Genomic DNA, 16,377 nt, shown 5'->3' with positions numbered 1-16,377 from the left:
TCTACCGGTCGAGATACCACTGGATGGCAAACTTCGCTACAAAGCCCACCATTCCGAATGCCAGCCCGAGAAAAATCACAAATGTGCCGAATTTCCCGGCCTTGGATTCCCAAGCCAGGTGGCCAATAATGAACAGCATGTAGAGCATGAAGCCGCCCACCCCGAAGGTGAGGCCAAAGCCCGCAATCTGTTCTTCCGAGTATCCAAACATCAGCGTTTTCCGTCCAGGGTTTCGCGCGCGGGCAGGGAAGACGCATCCACCAGATCACGGTAAGCATGCCAACTGGCATGGCCCAGCATCGGGATGACGGGAATCAGCCCCAGCAGCAGTGAGCCCAATCCCAGCAAGGTAAAAATCATGATGATCGCAGCCCACAGGCCCATAGGGATCGGGTTGGTCAATACGGTTTTCCAGCTGGTCAGCACGGCTTGCATCAGCGTGACACGCCGGTCCAGCAGCAAGGGCATGGCCACGGCGCTGGAGGCAAAAAGGGGTGCAGCCATGACGCCGCCCAGGGCCAGCCACAGTTCAAACAGGTATCCGTTTCGGGCCAGCACGACGTGGTGCACAAAGTCCAGCGGCGTGTGAATGGGCGCAGGTGCCAGCAGGGTGATGAGGGCGGCCGAGGTCAACACCCAACCAGTGGCGGCCAACGCCAGCAGGGCACCAAATTGCACCATGCACCAGTAGTCGTTGCCCCACTTGTTGAAGTGGCTGTTCTGCCAGTTGAGCCAGGTTTTGACGACCACGCTGGAATTGGCCTCCTCATTGCGCTCCAGGGCGCGGCTCAGGGCGTACAGGCTGGTGGCCAGCACTGGCGCAATCACCAGAAAGCCGGACAGGGCCCCGGAGAGCAACCAGAACCGGTCGTGTGCCATGGCAACGATGACTGCACCGCCGATCGCCAGAACCAGGCCATGTGCAAGGCTGATCCACCCTGCGCGGACCGTATCGCGTGCGCCCATTACCAGCCAGATCAGCGGGTGCATGAGAGTGACGGTGCGCACTGTAGGGAGAGTCGCGGAGTTGTTTGACATGGATAGTGGGCGTTTCCGCAGCGCAGTGTAGGTCGTGAACCACTATATCGCCTTGATCTCAATCAAGAGGGCGGGTTTTTACGGTGTCTGCCCATAATGGACACTTTGATTTATCAGGAGGCACCTTATGCCGCGTCCCGTTCTCAGCGAATTCAGTATCCACCCCGCCATCCGCGAGCGGGTGGCCAATCACCAGCAGGCGATTGTGAAAGAAGTGCAGGCGGCCGTGGCCAAGCATGCGGTCGTGGTGGTCGGAATGGGGCTTAATCCGTTTCCCAAAAAAGCCCGCAAGCTGCTGGACGCCGCCGGTGTTGCGCACCATGACCTGGACTACGGCAGCTACCTGAACACCTGGCGCGAGCGCAACGCACTGAAAATGTGGACCGGCTGGCCCACATTTCCCATGGTGTTTGTCAAAGGCACCCTGGTCGGGGGTGCTGACGATGTGAAGAAACTGATAGCCAGCGGCGAACTCAAGACGCTGCTGGCCTGACCTTACTTACTTGGCAGCGGGCTTTTCGGTGCTGCTGCTGTCGCCACGACCCCAACCGCGGTGGTGCTCACCACGGTAGCCGCCCATGCGGGCGTGCTCGGCATCAAACGTCTTTTTCTGCTCGGCGCTCAGCGTGGCATAGAAGGTTTTAGTGGCTTCTTCGCGCTTGTCCATGGCGGTACTCATGTCGGCCATGCGCTGGGTGCGCAGGGCGTGCATTTTGTCAATCCGCTCGGGTGTGGTGAGCTTGTCGAGCTCGGCGCGATCCGCACGGTTTTCCAGCATGCCAACGGGTGGCTTCATGGCCGCGGTGAATGCGGTCCAGGCACCTTCCTGTGCGGCGGTGATTTTGAGTTTGGCTTTGAGTTCGGTGCTGCGCTTGGCCATCCAGGCTTCCATTTTGGCGGGGTCTTGCCGTCCGTGCATGCCCATGCCGCCTTCATAGCCCATGGGGCCAGCGCCGCCCATCATGGGCTGGGAGAAAGCAGCCAGTCCGGCCGTAGCCAGCAAGCCTGCAACGATGAGGGATTTGAATACGGGTTTCATGTAACTTCCTTTTAGGGTGGGGTCTGAGGCGGGAATCGCGTTCAGGCTTGGATGCAAGTGTGGGCGCCTTGTGTATCGGACCTATTGCGCCTGTATGAGGCTTTGTAAAGTTGCGTGAAAAAAGACGCTTCGCCCTGCGTTGACAATACAGTCCTCAACCCCAAGAAAACCATTAGCAAAAGGCAAGCAAGTGTTCAAGAATTTGATGATGTACCGCGTCGTGTCCGCCTGGCCAACCGAGGTGGCGACGCTGGAAGGCGCGCTGGAGACCGCACGCTTTGTGGAGTGCGGTGCCTCGCAGGAAAAATCCGTCGGCTGGCTGGAACCCCGTGGCCACGCCAATGGCCCGCTGGTAGAAGTCGTGGGCGGGCAGTGGCTGCTGAAGCTGATGATGGAAGTCAAGGTGGTTCCCGGTTCGGTGGTCAAGCGCAAGGTGCAGGACCAGCTCGATCACATTGAGGCCACCACGGGGCGCAAGCCCGGCAAGAAAGAGAAAAAAGAGCTTACTGATGATGCCCGGCTGGCGCTGTTGCCGATGGCGTTTACCAAGCAGTCGAGCGTGCAGGTGTGGGTGGACCCGGCTGCCGGTTTGTTGTTGACCGATGCAGGCAGCCAGGCCAAGGCCGACGAGGTAACCACCTGGCTGGTCAAGGCCATCGACGGCCTGGCCGTGCAGTTGATCAACACCCAGGTTTCGCCCGCAGCGGCCATGTCGACCTGGCTATCCACCAAGGAAGCGCCGCCCGGTTTCAGCGTGGACCGAGAGTGCGAGCTCAAGGCGTCCGACGAGTCCAAGGCGGTGGTGCGCTACACCCGCCACGCGCTGGATACCGATGAGGTCTGCCAGCACATCGCCATGGGCAAAGTGCCCACGCGCCTGGCGCTGACCTGGGAAGACCGGGTGTCGTTCGTGCTGACCGAGGCGCTTCAGCTCAAGAAGATCGCGTTTCTGGAGACGGTGTTTGAAGGCAATGCAGCGTCCCCGGGGGATACCAAGGACGACAATTTTGATGCCGATGTGGCCATTGCCACAGGTGAGCTGCGCAAGCTGATTCCGGATTTGCTGGAAGCCCTCGGTGGCGAAATGGCCGCCACCTGAGGAACGTTAGGACCTAGTCGCGGTAGCCATCACGGCCGCGCTCATCGCCCCGGTCGTGGTGCTTGCCGTGACCGTAATGGTGGCCATTGTCATGGCGGCGGTCATCCCGCCATCCGTGTCGGTCGTCACGTCCATAGTCGTAGCCAGGGCGTTCGTAGCCTTGACGCACATATACGGGCTCAGGACGGTAGGTGGTCTGGTAGCGCGGGTCTCGCGCCTCGGCGTAGCCGCCGCTCCGCTGTTGCGTCACACCTTTGCCAATAGTGGCACCGGCGGCACCGCCCACACCCGCGCCCAATATGGCGCCATTGCGCCCGCCCGCAGAGCCGCCAACGGCCGCACCGGCCGCGCCACCCACTGCACCACCAATAATGGCGCCGTTTTGGCCTGAACCCCGGGTGGTGACGGCGGCACCGGTGGCACCACCCAGGGCTCCGCCGATGACGGCGCCCTGTCTGCCGCCCATGGATTGACCCAGCACCGCACCGGCCGCCGCGCCCACACCACCACCCAGGATGGTGTTCATATCGTCTGCCCGTGCGGACGGCGCCAGCGCCAGGAGGCCTGCCGTGAGGGCCAGCAGGGATACCAAAGTACCAACACGGTGTGCGGTTTGCGCAGGCGCCGGGGTCAGAAGAATGCGTGAGCGTGAAGCTGCCATGGTTTGGTTGGGCCTGAGCCCGTACCACTAAACGTAGCGGTTTGTCACCCTTTAACGCAAGCGGCTGCCTGGCGATGACGCGCGTAACAATGCCTTACATAAACGCAAAAAGGGGCCGTAGCCCCCGTTTCATATGCGCAAGTAGCTATCAAAATAATAGCATTTGCGAAAAGCCCCTATCACTTCATCGGACAGGTGTTGAGGCCCAGCATGCTGTACAGAGGGCACCAGCCCAGTGCGCCAGTGGCCAGCGGAACAATGCCAATCCAGCCCCAAACGCCGATATTGCCGGTGAGCGTAAGCCCGATCAGGACGAGTCCCGCGATGACACGCATGGCCCGATCGATAGTGCCTTCATTGGTTTTCATGATTGACTCCTGGATATAAGTGGTTGATGGAGGTATTGGACGCGTTGGCTACCGGATGGTCTGTGACTTGGGTCACACAGTCAAGCCCAGGTAACCGGGCTCAGGCTGGCAGGGCCGCCGCGACGGCGCGCAGGGCCGTGCTGTTGTGGATGTGGATGCGTTCACGTGACAGTTCGACCCAGCCTTCCCGCTCAAAGCGGCGCAGCAGGCGGGAAACGATCTCGCGCACCGTACCCAGTTCATCCGCCAGGTCCTGGTGGGTCAGTGACAGGTTCTGCCCACGGCCCAGCAGGGCCGCGGCCAGACGCTGGTCCAGTCGCTGGAAGGCGACCGCATCGATGAGGCCAGTGAGGTCGGCCATGCGCTCCGCGAAAAGCCCCAGCACACCATTGCGAAACGCCGGTGTTTCGAGCCATTGCCTGAAAACAGTCGGTGGAATCAGCAGCAATGTGGTCGGGCGGGTGGTGATGCCGTGGGCCGACAGCGGGGCGCTGCGAAACAGGCTGGCGCTGGAGACCAGGCACAGCTCGCCGGGGACGACGCGGTACAGCTCCAGCGAGCGGCCGTCGCTGGAGTGGCGCGATACCTTGACTTCACCCTCCAGCACCATCGGGAAGCCCTGGCACGGTGCGTTTTCATCGAACAGAACCGTTCCTGCGGGTACGGTCATGGGGGCGGCGCAGGGGCCCGCGTCCGCCAGCGTGGGAACAACCTGTCCCAAGGCAGGATACAAATGGGCGGGGTCGATCATGGAAGCCGTTTGGAGACCCCGGAGAGGTCATCCAGAATCGGGCAGTCGGGCCGGTCGTCGCCGTGGCAGTGTTGCAGCAGCGTTTGCAACGAGCGCTGCATGGCCTGCATGCCCTCAATGCGTTGCGCCAGACTTTCCAGGTGCTTTTGCGCGATTTGCTTGACGCTTGCGCTGGCGCGGCTGTGGTTTTGCCACAGGTTCACCAGTTCTGCAATCTCCAGCATCGAAAATCCCAGATCCCGGCTGCGCTTGATGAAGCGCAGCGTATGCACGTCGGCCGCGGTGTAGAGGCGGTAGCCGCTGTCCGTGCGGGCTACATTGGCCAGCAGTCCCAGCGATTCGTAGTGGCGCAGCATCTTGGCCGACACGCCGGACTGTCGGGCGGCTTCGCCGATGGTGACGCTGGCTCCTGCGCCCTGCGTGTCAGGCCGCGACGGCATAGCCTTCTTCGGCGATGGCTTTGGCCAGCGCGTCACGGGCCTGTGTGGACTCGACCTGCACCAGATTCTGTGCACGGTCGATTTTGACCTCCGCTTGCGGATCAATCTGTTTGACCGCGCGGGTGACGGCTTTTTCGCAGTGACCGCAGGTCATGCCGGTAACAGTGAAGGTCTGGTTCATGAGAAATCCTTGTGGTAGTGGTGGTTAAGTAGTGAGTTCAAGAGCATAGTCTGAACCTTGCCACGGCGGGAGAGTCAAGTACGTCTTGACCTTGCCACGGTGGGAACGATTAGGCTACACCCCATGACTACTGCAATCAACACGGCGCCCCACGCTCCGGCACTCGACATTGGTATTGGCGGCATGACGTGCGCGTCCTGCGTAGGCCGCGTGGAAAAAGCGCTGAAAAAAGTACCCGGCGTGACCGACGCCACTGTCAACCTGGCAACCGAGTCGGCCCGCATCACCTTCGCCGGTGGCGAACAGATGGAGGCTCGGTTGCGCCGTGCGGTGCGCGATGCCGGTTACGAGCCGCGCAGCCCTGAGCAAATGGACGCCGTGGAAGACGCCTCGCCCTGGGCGGGCTTTGGGCCGGTGGCTATTGGCCTGCTGCTGTCGGCCCCGCTGGTGCTGCCCATGATTGGTGACCTGTTTGGCCAGCACTGGATGCTTGCCGCATGGATGCAGTTTGCACTGGCGACGCCGGTGCAGTTCATTTTGGGCGCGCGTTTTTACAAGGCTGGCTGGCATGCCCTGAAAGCGTTCACCGGCAATATGGATTTGCTGGTATCCATCGGTACCACGGCGGGCTGGTTGCTGTCGATGTGGTTGTGGCTTACGGCCGAGCCGGGTGCCATGGTGCACCTGTACTTTGAAGGCTCGGCGGTGGTGATCACCCTCGTGCTGCTCGGCAAATGGCTGGAGACCCGCGCCAAGCGCCAGACCACGGCGGCGATTCGTGCCCTGCACGCGCTGCGGCCCGATGTGGCGCACTTGATTGGACTGGATGGTGAGGTGGATGTGCCGGTGGCCGAAGTTCTGGTGGGCGACCGCTTGGTGGTCAAGCCCGGCGAGCGCTTTCCGGTGGATGGCACGCTGCTGGAAGGGCATACGCAGGTGGATGAATCGATGCTGACGGGCGAGCCTCTGCCGGTGGCCAAGGATGCCGGCGACAAGCTCACCGGTGGCTCCATCAACGGCGAGGGCCGTGTGGTGCTGCAGGTGGGCGCGGTGGGCAGCGAGACGGTGCTGTCGCGCATCATCCGCCTTGTAGAAGATGCACAGGCGGCCAAGGCGCCGATCCAGCGCCTGGTGGACCAGGTCAGCGCCGTGTTTGTGCCCGTGGTACTGGTGCTGGCCATCGTGACGCTGTTGGGCTGGTGGCTGACCGGCCATGCGTTCGAGACGGCGGTGATCCATGCCGTGGCGGTGTTGGTGATTGCCTGCCCCTGCGCCTTGGGGCTGGCCACGCCCGCGGCCATCATGGCGGGCACCGGCGTGGCGGCGAAATACGGCATTTTGATCAAGGATGCGCAGGCACTGGAGTTGGCGCACAAGGTGGACATCGTGGCCTTTGACAAGACCGGTACCCTGACGCTGGGCCAGCCCCGGTTGACTGCGCTGGTGCTTGCCGATAGCGCCGCGGGAGCCGAGGCCTTGAGTGAGGATGTGGCCCTGCGCATCGCCGCCAGTCTACAGAGCGGCAGCGAGCACCCGCTGGCCCGCGCGACCTTGGCGGCGGCCAAGGAAAAGGACCTTGTGTTTGAGGCGCCCGACAACGTGCGCGCCGTGCCCGGTCGGGGCAGCGAAGGAGAGGTCGGGGTGAAGAGCTACCTGATTGGCAGCCTGCGCTGGATGGACGAGCTGGGCGTTTCGCTGGGTGCGCTGGCAGCCCGGTCTGCCGAGTTGCAGGCACAGGGCGCGACGGTATCGGCCATGGCCGAGCGCACCACCGCCGGCCTCACCTTGCGAGCCCTCATGGCTTTTGGTGATGAGCCCAAGCCCGGCGCCAAGGAGGCGCTGGCGGCGTTGCGGGCACGCGGCATCAAGACCGTGATGATTTCCGGGGATAACCGGGGTGCGGCAGAAGCCATGGCGCGACGCCTGGGGCTGCGCCCGGAAGACGGCGAGGTCATGGCAGAAGTGCTACCGGGCGACAAGGCCGCGCATTTGGCGAAACTGAAAGAAGGCGGGCACGTGGTGGCCATGGTGGGTGATGGTGTGAATGATGCCCCCGCGCTGGCTGCCGCCGATGTGGGCCTTGCCATGGGCAACGGCACGGACGTGGCCATGCACGCAGCGGGTATCACGCTGATGCGCGGTGACGTGGCGCTGGTGGCCGCGGCGCTGGATATTTCGGACCGGACCGTAGCGAAAATCCGGCAAAACCTGTTCTGGGCCTTTGCCTACAACGTGGCGGGTATTCCCCTGGCGGCTTTGGGCTTTTTGAACCCGGTGGTGGCCGGTGCGGCCATGGCGATGAGCTCGGTGAGTGTCATGAGTAACGCACTGTTGCTCAAGCGCTGGAAACCGCCGGGTGCTTGAAAGCTAAGGCATCCAGCTGCGCACATGGTGCCAGCGGCGCCAGGCTGAAAGCCCCCAGCGCAGAGACCGTACGATCGCACGCGGCCGCCACACGACCAGTGCCACGACAATTGCGGTAGCGGCCACCGGATGCTCTGCCATCCATGCCCGCACTCGGTGGTAGCCCGCTTGCGCGCGGTCAAGCGCGTGCAGGGTGTTGGTCAAGGGAGCCAGCTCGCGTGCCAGTTGGGCGCGTTGCGCGCCGATGCGCTCGTGCAGGCGCCCGCGCTGCACATGGAGTTCAATCAGCCGCTGGTCCATGGCCCGTTGCGGCTTTGAGTTGGCGCAGGTCTTCCTGCAATTCGGCCAGGCTGGAGGCAAACAGGTGATCCTTTTTCTCGGCACTTTGGCGCATGGCGATATAAAAGTACACGGCAAGCGCCCACGCCAGCGCACCTGCAATTGCCACCACGATTACGCGCTGTTCCCAGAATACGAGCGCCAGGCCGGCAACCGTCAGCAGCACAGCCAATGCAGCACAGAACAGGAGCGCCTGCGACAGCACGAACTGGCGCATCGCGTTGAGCCGACCCGTTTCGATTTCATTGCCCAGCAATTCCAGCCGTGTTTGTAACAACGCCAGAAGGGTGACGATTTGAGCCCGGGCGGCGCCAAAAGCGCCCGGGCGGGCCGAGGGGTCACTCATGCGGGTTATATCCAGAGCAAGAGCCTAGCGACGGCCCAGGATAAATCCCAACAGGAACCCGACCCCGACGCCCACGCCCACGGCCTGCCAAGGAGATTCGTGTACGTAGGCATCGGTAGCCCGGGCCGCGGCCCGCGTCTTGTCTACCAGCACGGCTTCCGCCGCAACCAGCCGGGTTTTGGCATCCTTGAGGCGGTTTTGAACGCGGGCGCGCAGACTCGCGATTTTTTCGCCGGTCTGGTCCGCCGTGGCATGGAGTATGTCCTCGGCATCGGTGATGATGGATTTGATGTCGTTCACCAGTGTTTCCTGGGAACGCATGGCAGCGGCTGTGAATTCGGGCATGGTGTACCTTTCATTGCAAAAAAAGAGTCGCCAGAAGATGTGGCAGTGGGGTGAATTCTCGGATTTTTTTCGCCAAAAAAAATTGATCAAATCGACATTGGGGCTCGTTTTCTTGTCTGCGACATGCCCACACCGGCGTTCCGGGTGCTTCGCTGCTCGGGATTAATTGCCAACAACTTGACCTGTGTCATGGCCTGGAAGGCTGCGCGTGGGCATTCTTGGGTCTTCATTCAAAGAAATATTACGGAGACCGCCATGAAACATACCAGTCTGCAAATCATCCGTGACGAGCACGCGTCGCTCGCCGCCATGCTGCAATCCATGCGCATGATGGTGGAGAGAGGCCCGGGCGACAACCCACAGCAGTTCTTTGACGTGCTGCGTGCCATGCTGTTCTACATCGACGAGTTTCCGGAGCGGTTGCACCACACCAAAGAGACCGAGTTGCTGTTTCCGCGCGTGCTCCGCGCTGCACCCGGGCTGGCCGAGGCCGTGGCGCATCTGGACCGGGACCACATGAACGGCGAAAAGGCGGTGCGGGAGTTGCAGCATTTGTTGCTTGCGTGGGAGTTGTTGGGCGAGTCCCGCAGGGCGCCTTTTGCGGAGCAGTGCAGTCGCTATGTGACCTTCTACCAGGACCACATGCGCCTGGAAGAAACGGTGATCCTCCCCGAGGCTGAAAAGGTGCTGTCCGAAGCGGACTGGACGGAGCTGGACTCGGCCTTTGAGAAAAACTGCGACCCGTTGACTGGCAAATATCCGCCTGACCCCGCCTACGACCGGTTGTTTACCCGCATTGTGATGAAGGCACCTGCCCCTATCGGGCTGGGTGACGCCTGACCCGGTTGAGGCGCTGTCGTCCGGGGTGGTTTATTTCTTGCGTTGAACAACCAGGTTGCGTTTCGCATCCTCGGGGTGCGCGAACGTAACTTTGCCGTTTTGTACTTTGCCCATGACCAGCATGTTCTGGGTGATGGCGTCCTTGTCGTCCAGGGTGAACGGGTGGTCATAGGTTCCCACGACCCCGTAGTACACGCGCGTGATGTTCTCCAGCGCCGCCTTGATGGGAGCGCCAGAGAGGTTGCCATCGCGAATGCTGAACATCGCAAACGCCAGCAGGTAGGTGCTGTCGTATGCCTGCGCGGCCGCCATAGGCACCGCCATGGGCTTGTTGAACTTGCGCTTGTACGCCGTCAAAAACGCTGCGCGGCGTTCGTTGCTGGGCTCGCCGATGAAGGTTTGTACCATCAGTGCGCCCTCTGCCCCATCTTTGGCGCCATTGAGGAAGAATGGGAACGAGAGTGTCCAGGGCCCCACTTGGGGCACTTTCCACTTCAACTCTTTGCGGCCATTGGCGATCACGGCATTCTCGGTGCCCACGGTGTAGCTGAACACCACGTCTGCACCCGCATCACGCGCGGCCTGCAACGGCTCCCGCAGGTCTTTTACGCCTAGCGCAAAACGCGCCACGTAGACCGCTTTCATTCCTTTGGCGGCGAGTGCGGCTTCGACGTCCTTCAGGCCCGCCTCACCATAGCCGGTGGTGTCGGCAAAAATGGCCACTTTGGTCCAGCCGCGTGCGAGGATATCGTCCACCACGAACGGGGCCTGAATGGAGTCGCGCGCCGAGGTGCGGAAGATGTAGCTGGCAGGTGCCGGGAACTTGGCCGTCAGCGGCGTGCCCGTGGCGCACGGAATGATGAGTGGCAACTTGGCGTTCTGAAACACTTCCAGTGACTTCTGTGCCACGCCGGTATTGCAGAAGCCCAGTGTGGCGGCTACGCCTTCAGCCACCAGTTCCTGGGAGCCTTTGAGACCGGCGTCCGGGTTGCCTTGATCGTCCTTGACCACCAGCGTCAGTTGGCGACCCATGTAGCCGCCCACTGCGTTGATTTCGTCCGTCGCCAGCTGCACGCCCTGCAGCATTTGCAGACCGAAGTCGGAGGAGGGTCCAGTGAAGGGACCGATGACCCCAATTTTCAGGTTGGGCGCCGATTGCCCCAGCGCAGGCAGTGCCATAGCCAAGGTGGCCGCGCCCGCCATTGCGATGATCCAACGTTTCATGTCTTGCATGGTCTGTGCCCAGCTTTGTTTTAAGCCTTCCAGTCTATGCACGCAGCGGAGCCGGAGCAAGGCTGCTTATCCGGAAAGAATGCCCGTTCGTCAGCAAGTCGTCAGGCGGAAGGTTTGATGCCAAATCGGCACCTGGCCCCCGCCGATTGTGCGCGAGTAGCTATTATTTCGATAGCACCGGATAGTCGGTGTAACCCTTGGCGCCACCGCCGTAGAAGGTGGTTTTGTCGGGCGCATTGAGGGGTGCATTGCGACGCAGGCGTTCCACCAGATCCGGATTGGCAATGAAGGGGCGGCCGAACGCAACCAGGTCGGCACCGGCATGGACGGCCTGCTCGGCGCTTTCCCTGTCGTATCCGTTGTTCACCATCCAGGCCGCTTTGCCTCCGGCATCGCGGTAGGCGGTCTTCAGGGCGTTGTAGTCGAACGGGCGGTCAGGCAACTCGCGTGGGCCGCCAGTGGAGCCCTCGATGATATGGATGTAGGCCAGTTGCAGGGACGCGAGCTCGCGCACGACATACTCAAACAGGGGTTGTGGATCGGAATCGTGCACGTCGTTGGCCGGCGTCACCGGGGAGAGACGAATGCCGGTGCGTCCACCGCCCACGGCGCTGGTGACTGCGCGGGTCACTTCGAGCATCAATCGCGCCCGGTTTTCCATGCTGCCACCGTAGTCATCAGTGCGCTGGTTCGAATTGCTTTTGAGGAACTGGTCCAGCAGGTAGCCATTGGCACCGTGGATTTCCACGCCGTCAAAGCCGGCGGTATCCACGGCGTTGCGGGCGGCCGCCTGGTAGGTGTGCACGATGTCGGGCAGCTCCCGGGCGGTCAGCGCGCGGGGCATGGAGGTGTCCACGAAGGCGGGGACCCCGTCTTTGATCAACACGGTCTTGGTTTTGGCGGCGATGGCCGAGGGAGCCACCGGGCGTCCACCATCGGGCTGCAGGTCGGTGTGCGACACGCGGCCCACATGCCAGAGCTGCACCACAATCTTGCCGCCCGCGGCATGCACATCATGGGTAACCTGTTTCCAGCCGTCGAGCTGTTCCGTTCCGTACAGCCCGGGTACGTCCGAGTAGCCCTGTGCCTGGTGGCTTATGGCGGTGGCCTCGGTAATGATCAGCCCTGCCGTGGCACGCTGGGTGTAGTACTCGGCCATGAGTGCGGTGGGGATGGCGTCGGGCGCGCGGTTGCGCGTGAGCGGCGCCATGACGACACGGTTGGCCAGGGACAGTTGGCCGGCCTGGATGGGATCAAACAAAGTGGTCATTGGAAAGGTGTTTTGATAGTGGATGTTTGTATCTGCTGCTGATACCGCAAAATGCAAGGCAATCGATTCAATAGGATGCCCTTTTGCTGACCCCTGCGCGACATTTGTGGAAATTAGCCTTGGCGCTCTCGTTGGGTGCTGCGGTGTCTCTGGGCATTACGCGTTTTGCGTACGGCTTGCTGCTGCCAGCCATGCGCGCTGACCTGGGTTGGTCCTATACCCAGGCAGGCGCCATGAACACGGCCAACGCGCTGGGGTACTTTCTGGGTGCGCTGATGACGCCCTGGCTGTTGCGGCGCGTAGGTGCTTCTACCCTGTTGTGGTCCGGTGCGGTGCTGGCCAGCGTGTTCATGGGATTGAGCGGATTTTTTACTTCGGCGGAGCCCTTGCTGCTGCAGCGGCTGCTGGCGGGGGTGGCCAGTGCGCTGGTCTTCATTGCCGGGGGCTTGATGGCTACGCGCCTGGGCGCCCGCGACCCGGCCCGGGGTGGATTCCTGATTGGCCTGTATTACGGTGGCACCGGGCTGGGCATCGTCGTTTCGGCCGGTCTGGTTCCGTGGGTGCTGGATCTGGCGCAAGGCTCGCTGCACGGCTGGCGCTGGGCCTGGTGGAGCCTGGCGCTGGTGTGCGGGCTTGCCAGTGCCGTGCTGTTGTGGCCCGCCCGCGTGATGGCGCAGTGGGCACCACCGGTTGCCGCAACCGATGCTGCGTCCGTCGTCTTTCGATGGCGGCAGTTTGGCTTCAGTCTGGCGGGCTACACCATGTTTGGTGTGGGCTACATCGGCTACATGACCTTTGTGGTGGCGTTGCTGCGGGAGCGGGGCAGCAGCACGCTGGCGGTGACGGTGTTCTATGGCCTGCTGGGCGTGGCGGTGGTGGCGTCTTCCCGCATTTGGGCGGGGCTGCTGGACCGCTACAAGAATGGCCGCGCCCTGGCCATTTTGAATACGCTGCTGGGCCTGGCAACGGTATTGCCCGCGCTGACACAGGCCTGGCCCGTGGTGCTGGCGTCCGGCCTTTTGTTTGGCGGGGTGTTTCTGTCGGTGGTGGCGTCGACTACGGCCCTGGTGCGCCACAACCTGCCGCACAGCGCATGGGCATCAGGCATCAGCGCGTTTACGGCGGTGTTTGCGGCGGGGCAAATCATTGGGCCCACCATCGTGGGCTGGATCGCTGATGGCTCTGGTGGACTGTCTCGCGGCTTGGTGTTCTCCGCATTCGCCCTGTGGGTTGGCGCTGTGCTGGCATGGCAGCAGAAAGCGCTCCAAACACCATGCGGGGAGGAACCCGGCTAGCTCACGCGCGGGACTTCACAAAGTCCTCAAAAAGCCCGACGACTACCGGACGGCTGATGAGGTAGCCCTGGAAATTCTTGCAGCCCTGGCTCAGAAGGAGTTCTTGCTGTGCGATGGTCTCCACACCTTCCGCAATCACCGTGAGTCCGAGGCTTTCGGCCAGGACAATGACCATGCGGGCAATGGCCGCGTCATTCGTATCGGTCAGCACGTCGCGCACAAAGCTTTGATCGATCTTGAGCTGATCAAGGGGCAGCTGTTTGAGATAGGACAGGGAGGAGTAGCCTGTGCCGAAATCATCCAGCGAGAAACCGACTCCATGCTCTTTCAGTACCGTCATTTTTTCAATGACCGCACTGACGTTGTCGATCAGCATGCTTTCGGTAAGCTCCAGCTTGAGGCGCTTGGGATTGGCGTTGGTACGTTCCAGCGCCGCGAGAACCTGGGGCACAAAATCGACTTGCTGAAACTGGCGCGCGCTCACGTTGACGGCGATGTTCAAGGGCTCAAAGGCTGGCTGGTCTGCCCAGCTTGCCAATTGAGAGCAGGCAGTTTCCAGAATCCATGCGCCCAGTGGCAGGATAAGACCGGTCTCTTCCGCGGCAGGGATGAACTCGGCCGGGGAAACCATCCCGCGTTGAGGGTGCTGCCATCGCACCAGCACCTCTGCTCCGGTAACGCATCCTGTTGCATTGACCTGGGGTTGGTACAGCAGCAGAAACTGGTTTTGACGAACGGCATACGCCAGATCCGTCTCCAGCTGCATCCGTGCGGAGACGGCAGCCTGCATCTGGGGGTCGTAAAAGCGGATGGTGTTGCGCCCGGCAGCTTTGGCCTGGTACATGGCGACATCTGCCCGTCTTAAGGGCTCATCGAGGCTTTCCTCCTGTTCGCCGAACAGGGTCACGCCGATGCTGGGGGTGTTGTGGTACTGGAAATCGATGAAGTCGTAGCGCTGGTTCAGGTTGACCAGAATCTTCTCAGCCACCATTTCCGCCTGGCTGGCTGCCAGCAGCGGGTCTTCGCTGAGGCCGTTGAGCATGACCACAAATTCATCGCCACCCAAGCGTGACACGGTGTCGCCCTCACGCACACAGGCGCTTAGCCGGTCTGCAACTTGTTTCAGCAGCAAGTCGCCCTTGTTATGCCCATGGGAGTCGTTGAGGGTTTTGAAGTTGTCAAGGTCGATGAACAGCAACCCGCCATGGCGTTGATCTCGGTGGGTCGACGCCAGGGCCTGTTCGAGCCGGTTCATCAGTAGGCGACGGTTGGGCAGGCTGGTCAGAGAGTCGAAGAATGCCAGGCTTTGAATTTGTTCTTCTGCGGCCTTGCGTTCGGTAATGTCGGTGATGTAGGCGAGGATGCAGGGGGTGCTGGCGTAGTCAATGATTTCGCCCGAAATACTGACGCTGCGTCGCTCGCCGTTTTTGTGGATCCAGGTGGTTTCGTAGTCCACGATGCTGCCATGGGCTTGGAGGGCGACAGCCCATTGCTCCCGCACGTCGGGGCTTGGCCACAGGTTGATGTCACCCGTAGTCCGTCCGATCAGCTCATCACGGGCCCAACCGAAATCGCGTTCGTACTTGTCGTTGGCCTCCACAAAGCGGCCTTCCTGCAAGGTGGCGATGGAGGCAGCTACCGGACTGGATTGAAACGCGGTAGCAAATTTTTTCTCGGATTGTCGCAGGCTGAGCTCCGCGAGTTTGCGCTCGTTGATGTCCTGTGCGATACCAAAAACGCGCGTGATGCTACCGTCGCGTGCAAGCTCGAATTCAGCTCTCTGGCGGAGCCAGAAGATGGCGCCGCTCACCAGAACGCGGTGCTCGTCCTCAAAAATGGATTGGCTTTCTGACGCGTTTCGCCAATTGATCTGCAAGGCTTCGCGGTCTTCAGGAGGACTCAGCTCAAGGTACGTCTCCCGATTGAGGGTGGTTCCGATGGGCTGGCCGAATATGCGGCAGGCTTCATCGGACAATTGCATGGTGTCTGTCGCCACGGTGTAGATCCAGCTTCCCACCTTGGCTTGGGCCTGGGCCTGGTGCAACTCGGCTTTGGCAATTTCCAGGTCGCGCGTGCGCTGGGTAAAACCAATGTTGGTCGCGTGAACTTCCATCAGACGTTTCTTGTAGGCGCGCACCAGCGAGTGGACGAGAACTGTTGCCGTGACAAATACGCATATTTGAATCAGGCCTTGGAGTGCTGGCGGGGAGACCGGCGACTCGGGAAGGGTGCCGCGCTCGCCCATCATGATTACGGCAATGGTGAGGGCCGAAGTCAGCCCAGCGGTGATAACGGCTGCTTTGGTGCTGACCAGCCATCCCATCATGAAGATAATGAGCGGGAAGATATAGTGGGCGGGCGCACTCAGTCCACCGCCCAAAATGACCATTGCGGCAACGCAGGCCCACATTCCAATCGCCAGAACGCCAATGGCCGCCTGAAGGTTGCCGCGCCGTAACAGATACCAACCGGCCAGAGCCACCAGGACCATGGGTACGGTCCATGAAGCGCGATCTTTCATGGTGGGTACCATGTAGTACATGGTCAGCGAGACCAGCACCGAGCTGACCAGAATCGCCCAGATCGCGTATTTAACGAAGGCGATCGAGGGCTCCCAGGTCACTGGGTTGTAGGCTTCTTCGTCACCGGTGTGCGGCGCCAACGGCTGCTGCGTCGTGATGTTGTTCTCCGCTCTGTCTGCCTACTTTGCAGTTCTGCTGGTGAGATGAACCAATGTCACAAATCATAGCGCAGTGGCACGCCGCAAT

General features: G+C 61.6%; 19 protein-coding genes. 5 read left to right on the top strand and 14 right to left on the bottom strand.

Translation table 11 applies throughout. From position 1 onward, the window contains the following. Window position 1 precedes the first annotated feature (1 nt). Together AC097W_RS07825 and AC097W_RS07820 are read right to left on the bottom strand one after the other, a co-directional pair. Window positions 2–211, bottom strand: a complete 210-nt coding sequence (locus tag AC097W_RS07825; RefSeq protein WP_479601926.1) for a DUF2788 domain-containing protein — start codon at window positions 209–211, stop codon at window positions 2–4. Beyond that, window positions 211–1,038 (bottom strand): DUF2189 domain-containing protein, encoded by an 828-nt coding sequence (locus AC097W_RS07820; protein ID WP_479601925.1) that lies wholly within the window; start codon window positions 1,036–1,038, stop codon window positions 211–213. Before AC097W_RS07820 ends, AC097W_RS07825 begins: the two co-directional genes overlap by 1 nt. Window positions 1,039–1,165: 127 nt before the next feature. Here AC097W_RS07820 and AC097W_RS07815 point away from each other — a divergent pair, with 127 nt between their 5' ends. Beyond that, window positions 1,166–1,531, top strand: coding sequence for a glutaredoxin domain-containing protein (locus AC097W_RS07815; protein ID WP_479601924.1), 366 nt, complete (start codon window positions 1,166–1,168; stop codon window positions 1,529–1,531). Window positions 1,532–1,537: 6 nt separating this feature from the next. Here the strand turns inward: AC097W_RS07815 and AC097W_RS07810 are convergent, their stop codons facing one another. Continuing rightward, window positions 1,538–2,077 carry a Spy/CpxP family protein refolding chaperone gene (locus AC097W_RS07810; protein ID WP_479601923.1) on the bottom strand — a complete coding sequence of 180 codons (540 nt, stop codon included), beginning with the start codon at window positions 2,075–2,077 and terminating at the stop codon, window positions 1,538–1,540. Between the two features lie 190 nt (window positions 2,078–2,267). Between AC097W_RS07810 and AC097W_RS07805 the strand changes: the two genes are divergently transcribed. Beyond that, window positions 2,268–3,176, top strand: a complete 909-nt coding sequence (locus AC097W_RS07805; protein WP_479601922.1) for a recombination-associated protein RdgC — start codon at window positions 2,268–2,270, stop codon at window positions 3,174–3,176. Between the two features lie 13 nt (window positions 3,177–3,189). Here AC097W_RS07805 and AC097W_RS07800 read toward each other — a convergent pair whose 3' ends face one another. The 5 genes from AC097W_RS07800 to AC097W_RS07780 form a co-directional block, all read right to left on the bottom strand. Continuing rightward, window positions 3,190–3,837 carry a glycine zipper domain-containing protein gene (locus AC097W_RS07800; protein WP_479601921.1) on the bottom strand — a complete coding sequence of 216 codons (648 nt, stop codon included), beginning with the start codon at window positions 3,835–3,837 and terminating at the stop codon, window positions 3,190–3,192. Window positions 3,838–4,016: 179 nt separating this feature from the next. Further along, window positions 4,017–4,205 carry a YgaP family membrane protein gene (locus AC097W_RS07795; RefSeq protein ID WP_479601920.1) on the bottom strand — a complete coding sequence of 63 codons (189 nt, stop codon included), beginning with the start codon at window positions 4,203–4,205 and terminating at the stop codon, window positions 4,017–4,019. A 100-nt stretch (window positions 4,206–4,305) separates the two neighbouring features. Continuing rightward, window positions 4,306–4,956 (bottom strand): Crp/Fnr family transcriptional regulator, encoded by a 651-nt coding sequence (locus AC097W_RS07790; protein ID WP_479601919.1) that lies wholly within the window; start codon window positions 4,954–4,956, stop codon window positions 4,306–4,308. Continuing rightward, window positions 4,953–5,396 carry a Cu(I)-responsive transcriptional regulator gene (gene cueR / locus AC097W_RS07785; protein WP_479601918.1) on the bottom strand — a complete coding sequence of 148 codons (444 nt, stop codon included), beginning with the start codon at window positions 5,394–5,396 and terminating at the stop codon, window positions 4,953–4,955. Before cueR ends, AC097W_RS07790 begins: the two co-directional genes overlap by 4 nt. Then, entirely contained in the window at window positions 5,380–5,577 is a 198-nt protein-coding gene (locus tag AC097W_RS07780; RefSeq protein ID WP_479601917.1) for a heavy-metal-associated domain-containing protein, read from the bottom strand. Before AC097W_RS07780 ends, cueR begins: the two co-directional genes overlap by 17 nt. Window positions 5,578–5,700: 123 nt before the next feature. Here AC097W_RS07780 and AC097W_RS07775 point away from each other — a divergent pair, with 123 nt between their 5' ends. After that, window positions 5,701–7,941 (top strand): heavy metal translocating P-type ATPase, encoded by a 2,241-nt coding sequence (locus tag AC097W_RS07775; RefSeq protein WP_479601916.1) that lies wholly within the window; start codon window positions 5,701–5,703, stop codon window positions 7,939–7,941. A 3-nt stretch (window positions 7,942–7,944) separates the two neighbouring features. Here AC097W_RS07775 and AC097W_RS07770 read toward each other — a convergent pair whose 3' ends face one another. The 3 genes from AC097W_RS07770 to AC097W_RS07760 are packed head-to-tail and all read right to left on the bottom strand — an operon-like array spanning window position 7,945 to window position 8,971. Further along, complete coding sequence (locus AC097W_RS07770; RefSeq protein WP_479601915.1) at window positions 7,945–8,241, bottom strand: YqjK family protein; 297 nt, start codon at window positions 8,239–8,241, stop codon at window positions 7,945–7,947. Continuing rightward, window positions 8,222–8,626: a phage holin family protein gene (locus tag AC097W_RS07765; RefSeq protein WP_479601914.1), complete on the bottom strand. Its 405-nt coding sequence runs from the start codon at window positions 8,624–8,626 to the stop codon at window positions 8,222–8,224. The genes AC097W_RS07770 and AC097W_RS07765 overlap by 20 nt, the downstream gene beginning before the upstream one ends. Window positions 8,627–8,650: 24 nt before the next feature. Further along, window positions 8,651–8,971, bottom strand: coding sequence for an ElaB/YgaM/YqjD family protein (locus AC097W_RS07760; protein ID WP_479601913.1), 321 nt, complete (start codon window positions 8,969–8,971; stop codon window positions 8,651–8,653). A gap of 255 nt (window positions 8,972–9,226) precedes the next feature. Between AC097W_RS07760 and AC097W_RS07755 the strand changes: the two genes are divergently transcribed. Further along, complete coding sequence (locus AC097W_RS07755) at window positions 9,227–9,811, top strand: hemerythrin domain-containing protein (RefSeq protein WP_479601912.1); 585 nt, start codon at window positions 9,227–9,229, stop codon at window positions 9,809–9,811. Between the two features lie 30 nt (window positions 9,812–9,841). Here AC097W_RS07755 and AC097W_RS07750 read toward each other — a convergent pair whose 3' ends face one another. Further along, complete coding sequence (locus AC097W_RS07750) at window positions 9,842–11,044, bottom strand: ABC transporter substrate-binding protein (protein WP_479601911.1); 1,203 nt, start codon at window positions 11,042–11,044, stop codon at window positions 9,842–9,844. Window positions 11,045–11,207: 163 nt separating this feature from the next. Then, window positions 11,208–12,314, bottom strand: coding sequence for an alkene reductase (locus AC097W_RS07745; RefSeq protein WP_479601910.1), 1,107 nt, complete (start codon window positions 12,312–12,314; stop codon window positions 11,208–11,210). 119 nt (window positions 12,315–12,433) lie between these two features. Here AC097W_RS07745 and AC097W_RS07740 point away from each other — a divergent pair, with 119 nt between their 5' ends. Further along, window positions 12,434–13,609 (top strand): YbfB/YjiJ family MFS transporter, encoded by a 1,176-nt coding sequence (locus tag AC097W_RS07740; RefSeq protein ID WP_479601909.1) that lies wholly within the window; start codon window positions 12,434–12,436, stop codon window positions 13,607–13,609. A gap of 1 nt (window position 13,610) precedes the next feature. Here AC097W_RS07740 and AC097W_RS07735 read toward each other — a convergent pair whose 3' ends face one another. Then, window positions 13,611–16,271, bottom strand: coding sequence for a putative bifunctional diguanylate cyclase/phosphodiesterase (locus AC097W_RS07735; RefSeq protein ID WP_479601908.1), 2,661 nt, complete (start codon window positions 16,269–16,271; stop codon window positions 13,611–13,613). Window positions 16,272–16,377: the final 106 nt, after the last annotated feature.

The sequence above is a fragment of the Rhodoferax sp. GT1R46 genome, assembly GCF_056521285.1.
Note: the sequence above shows the minus strand (reverse complement) of the source record. Positions and strands in the feature narration are given on the sequence as shown.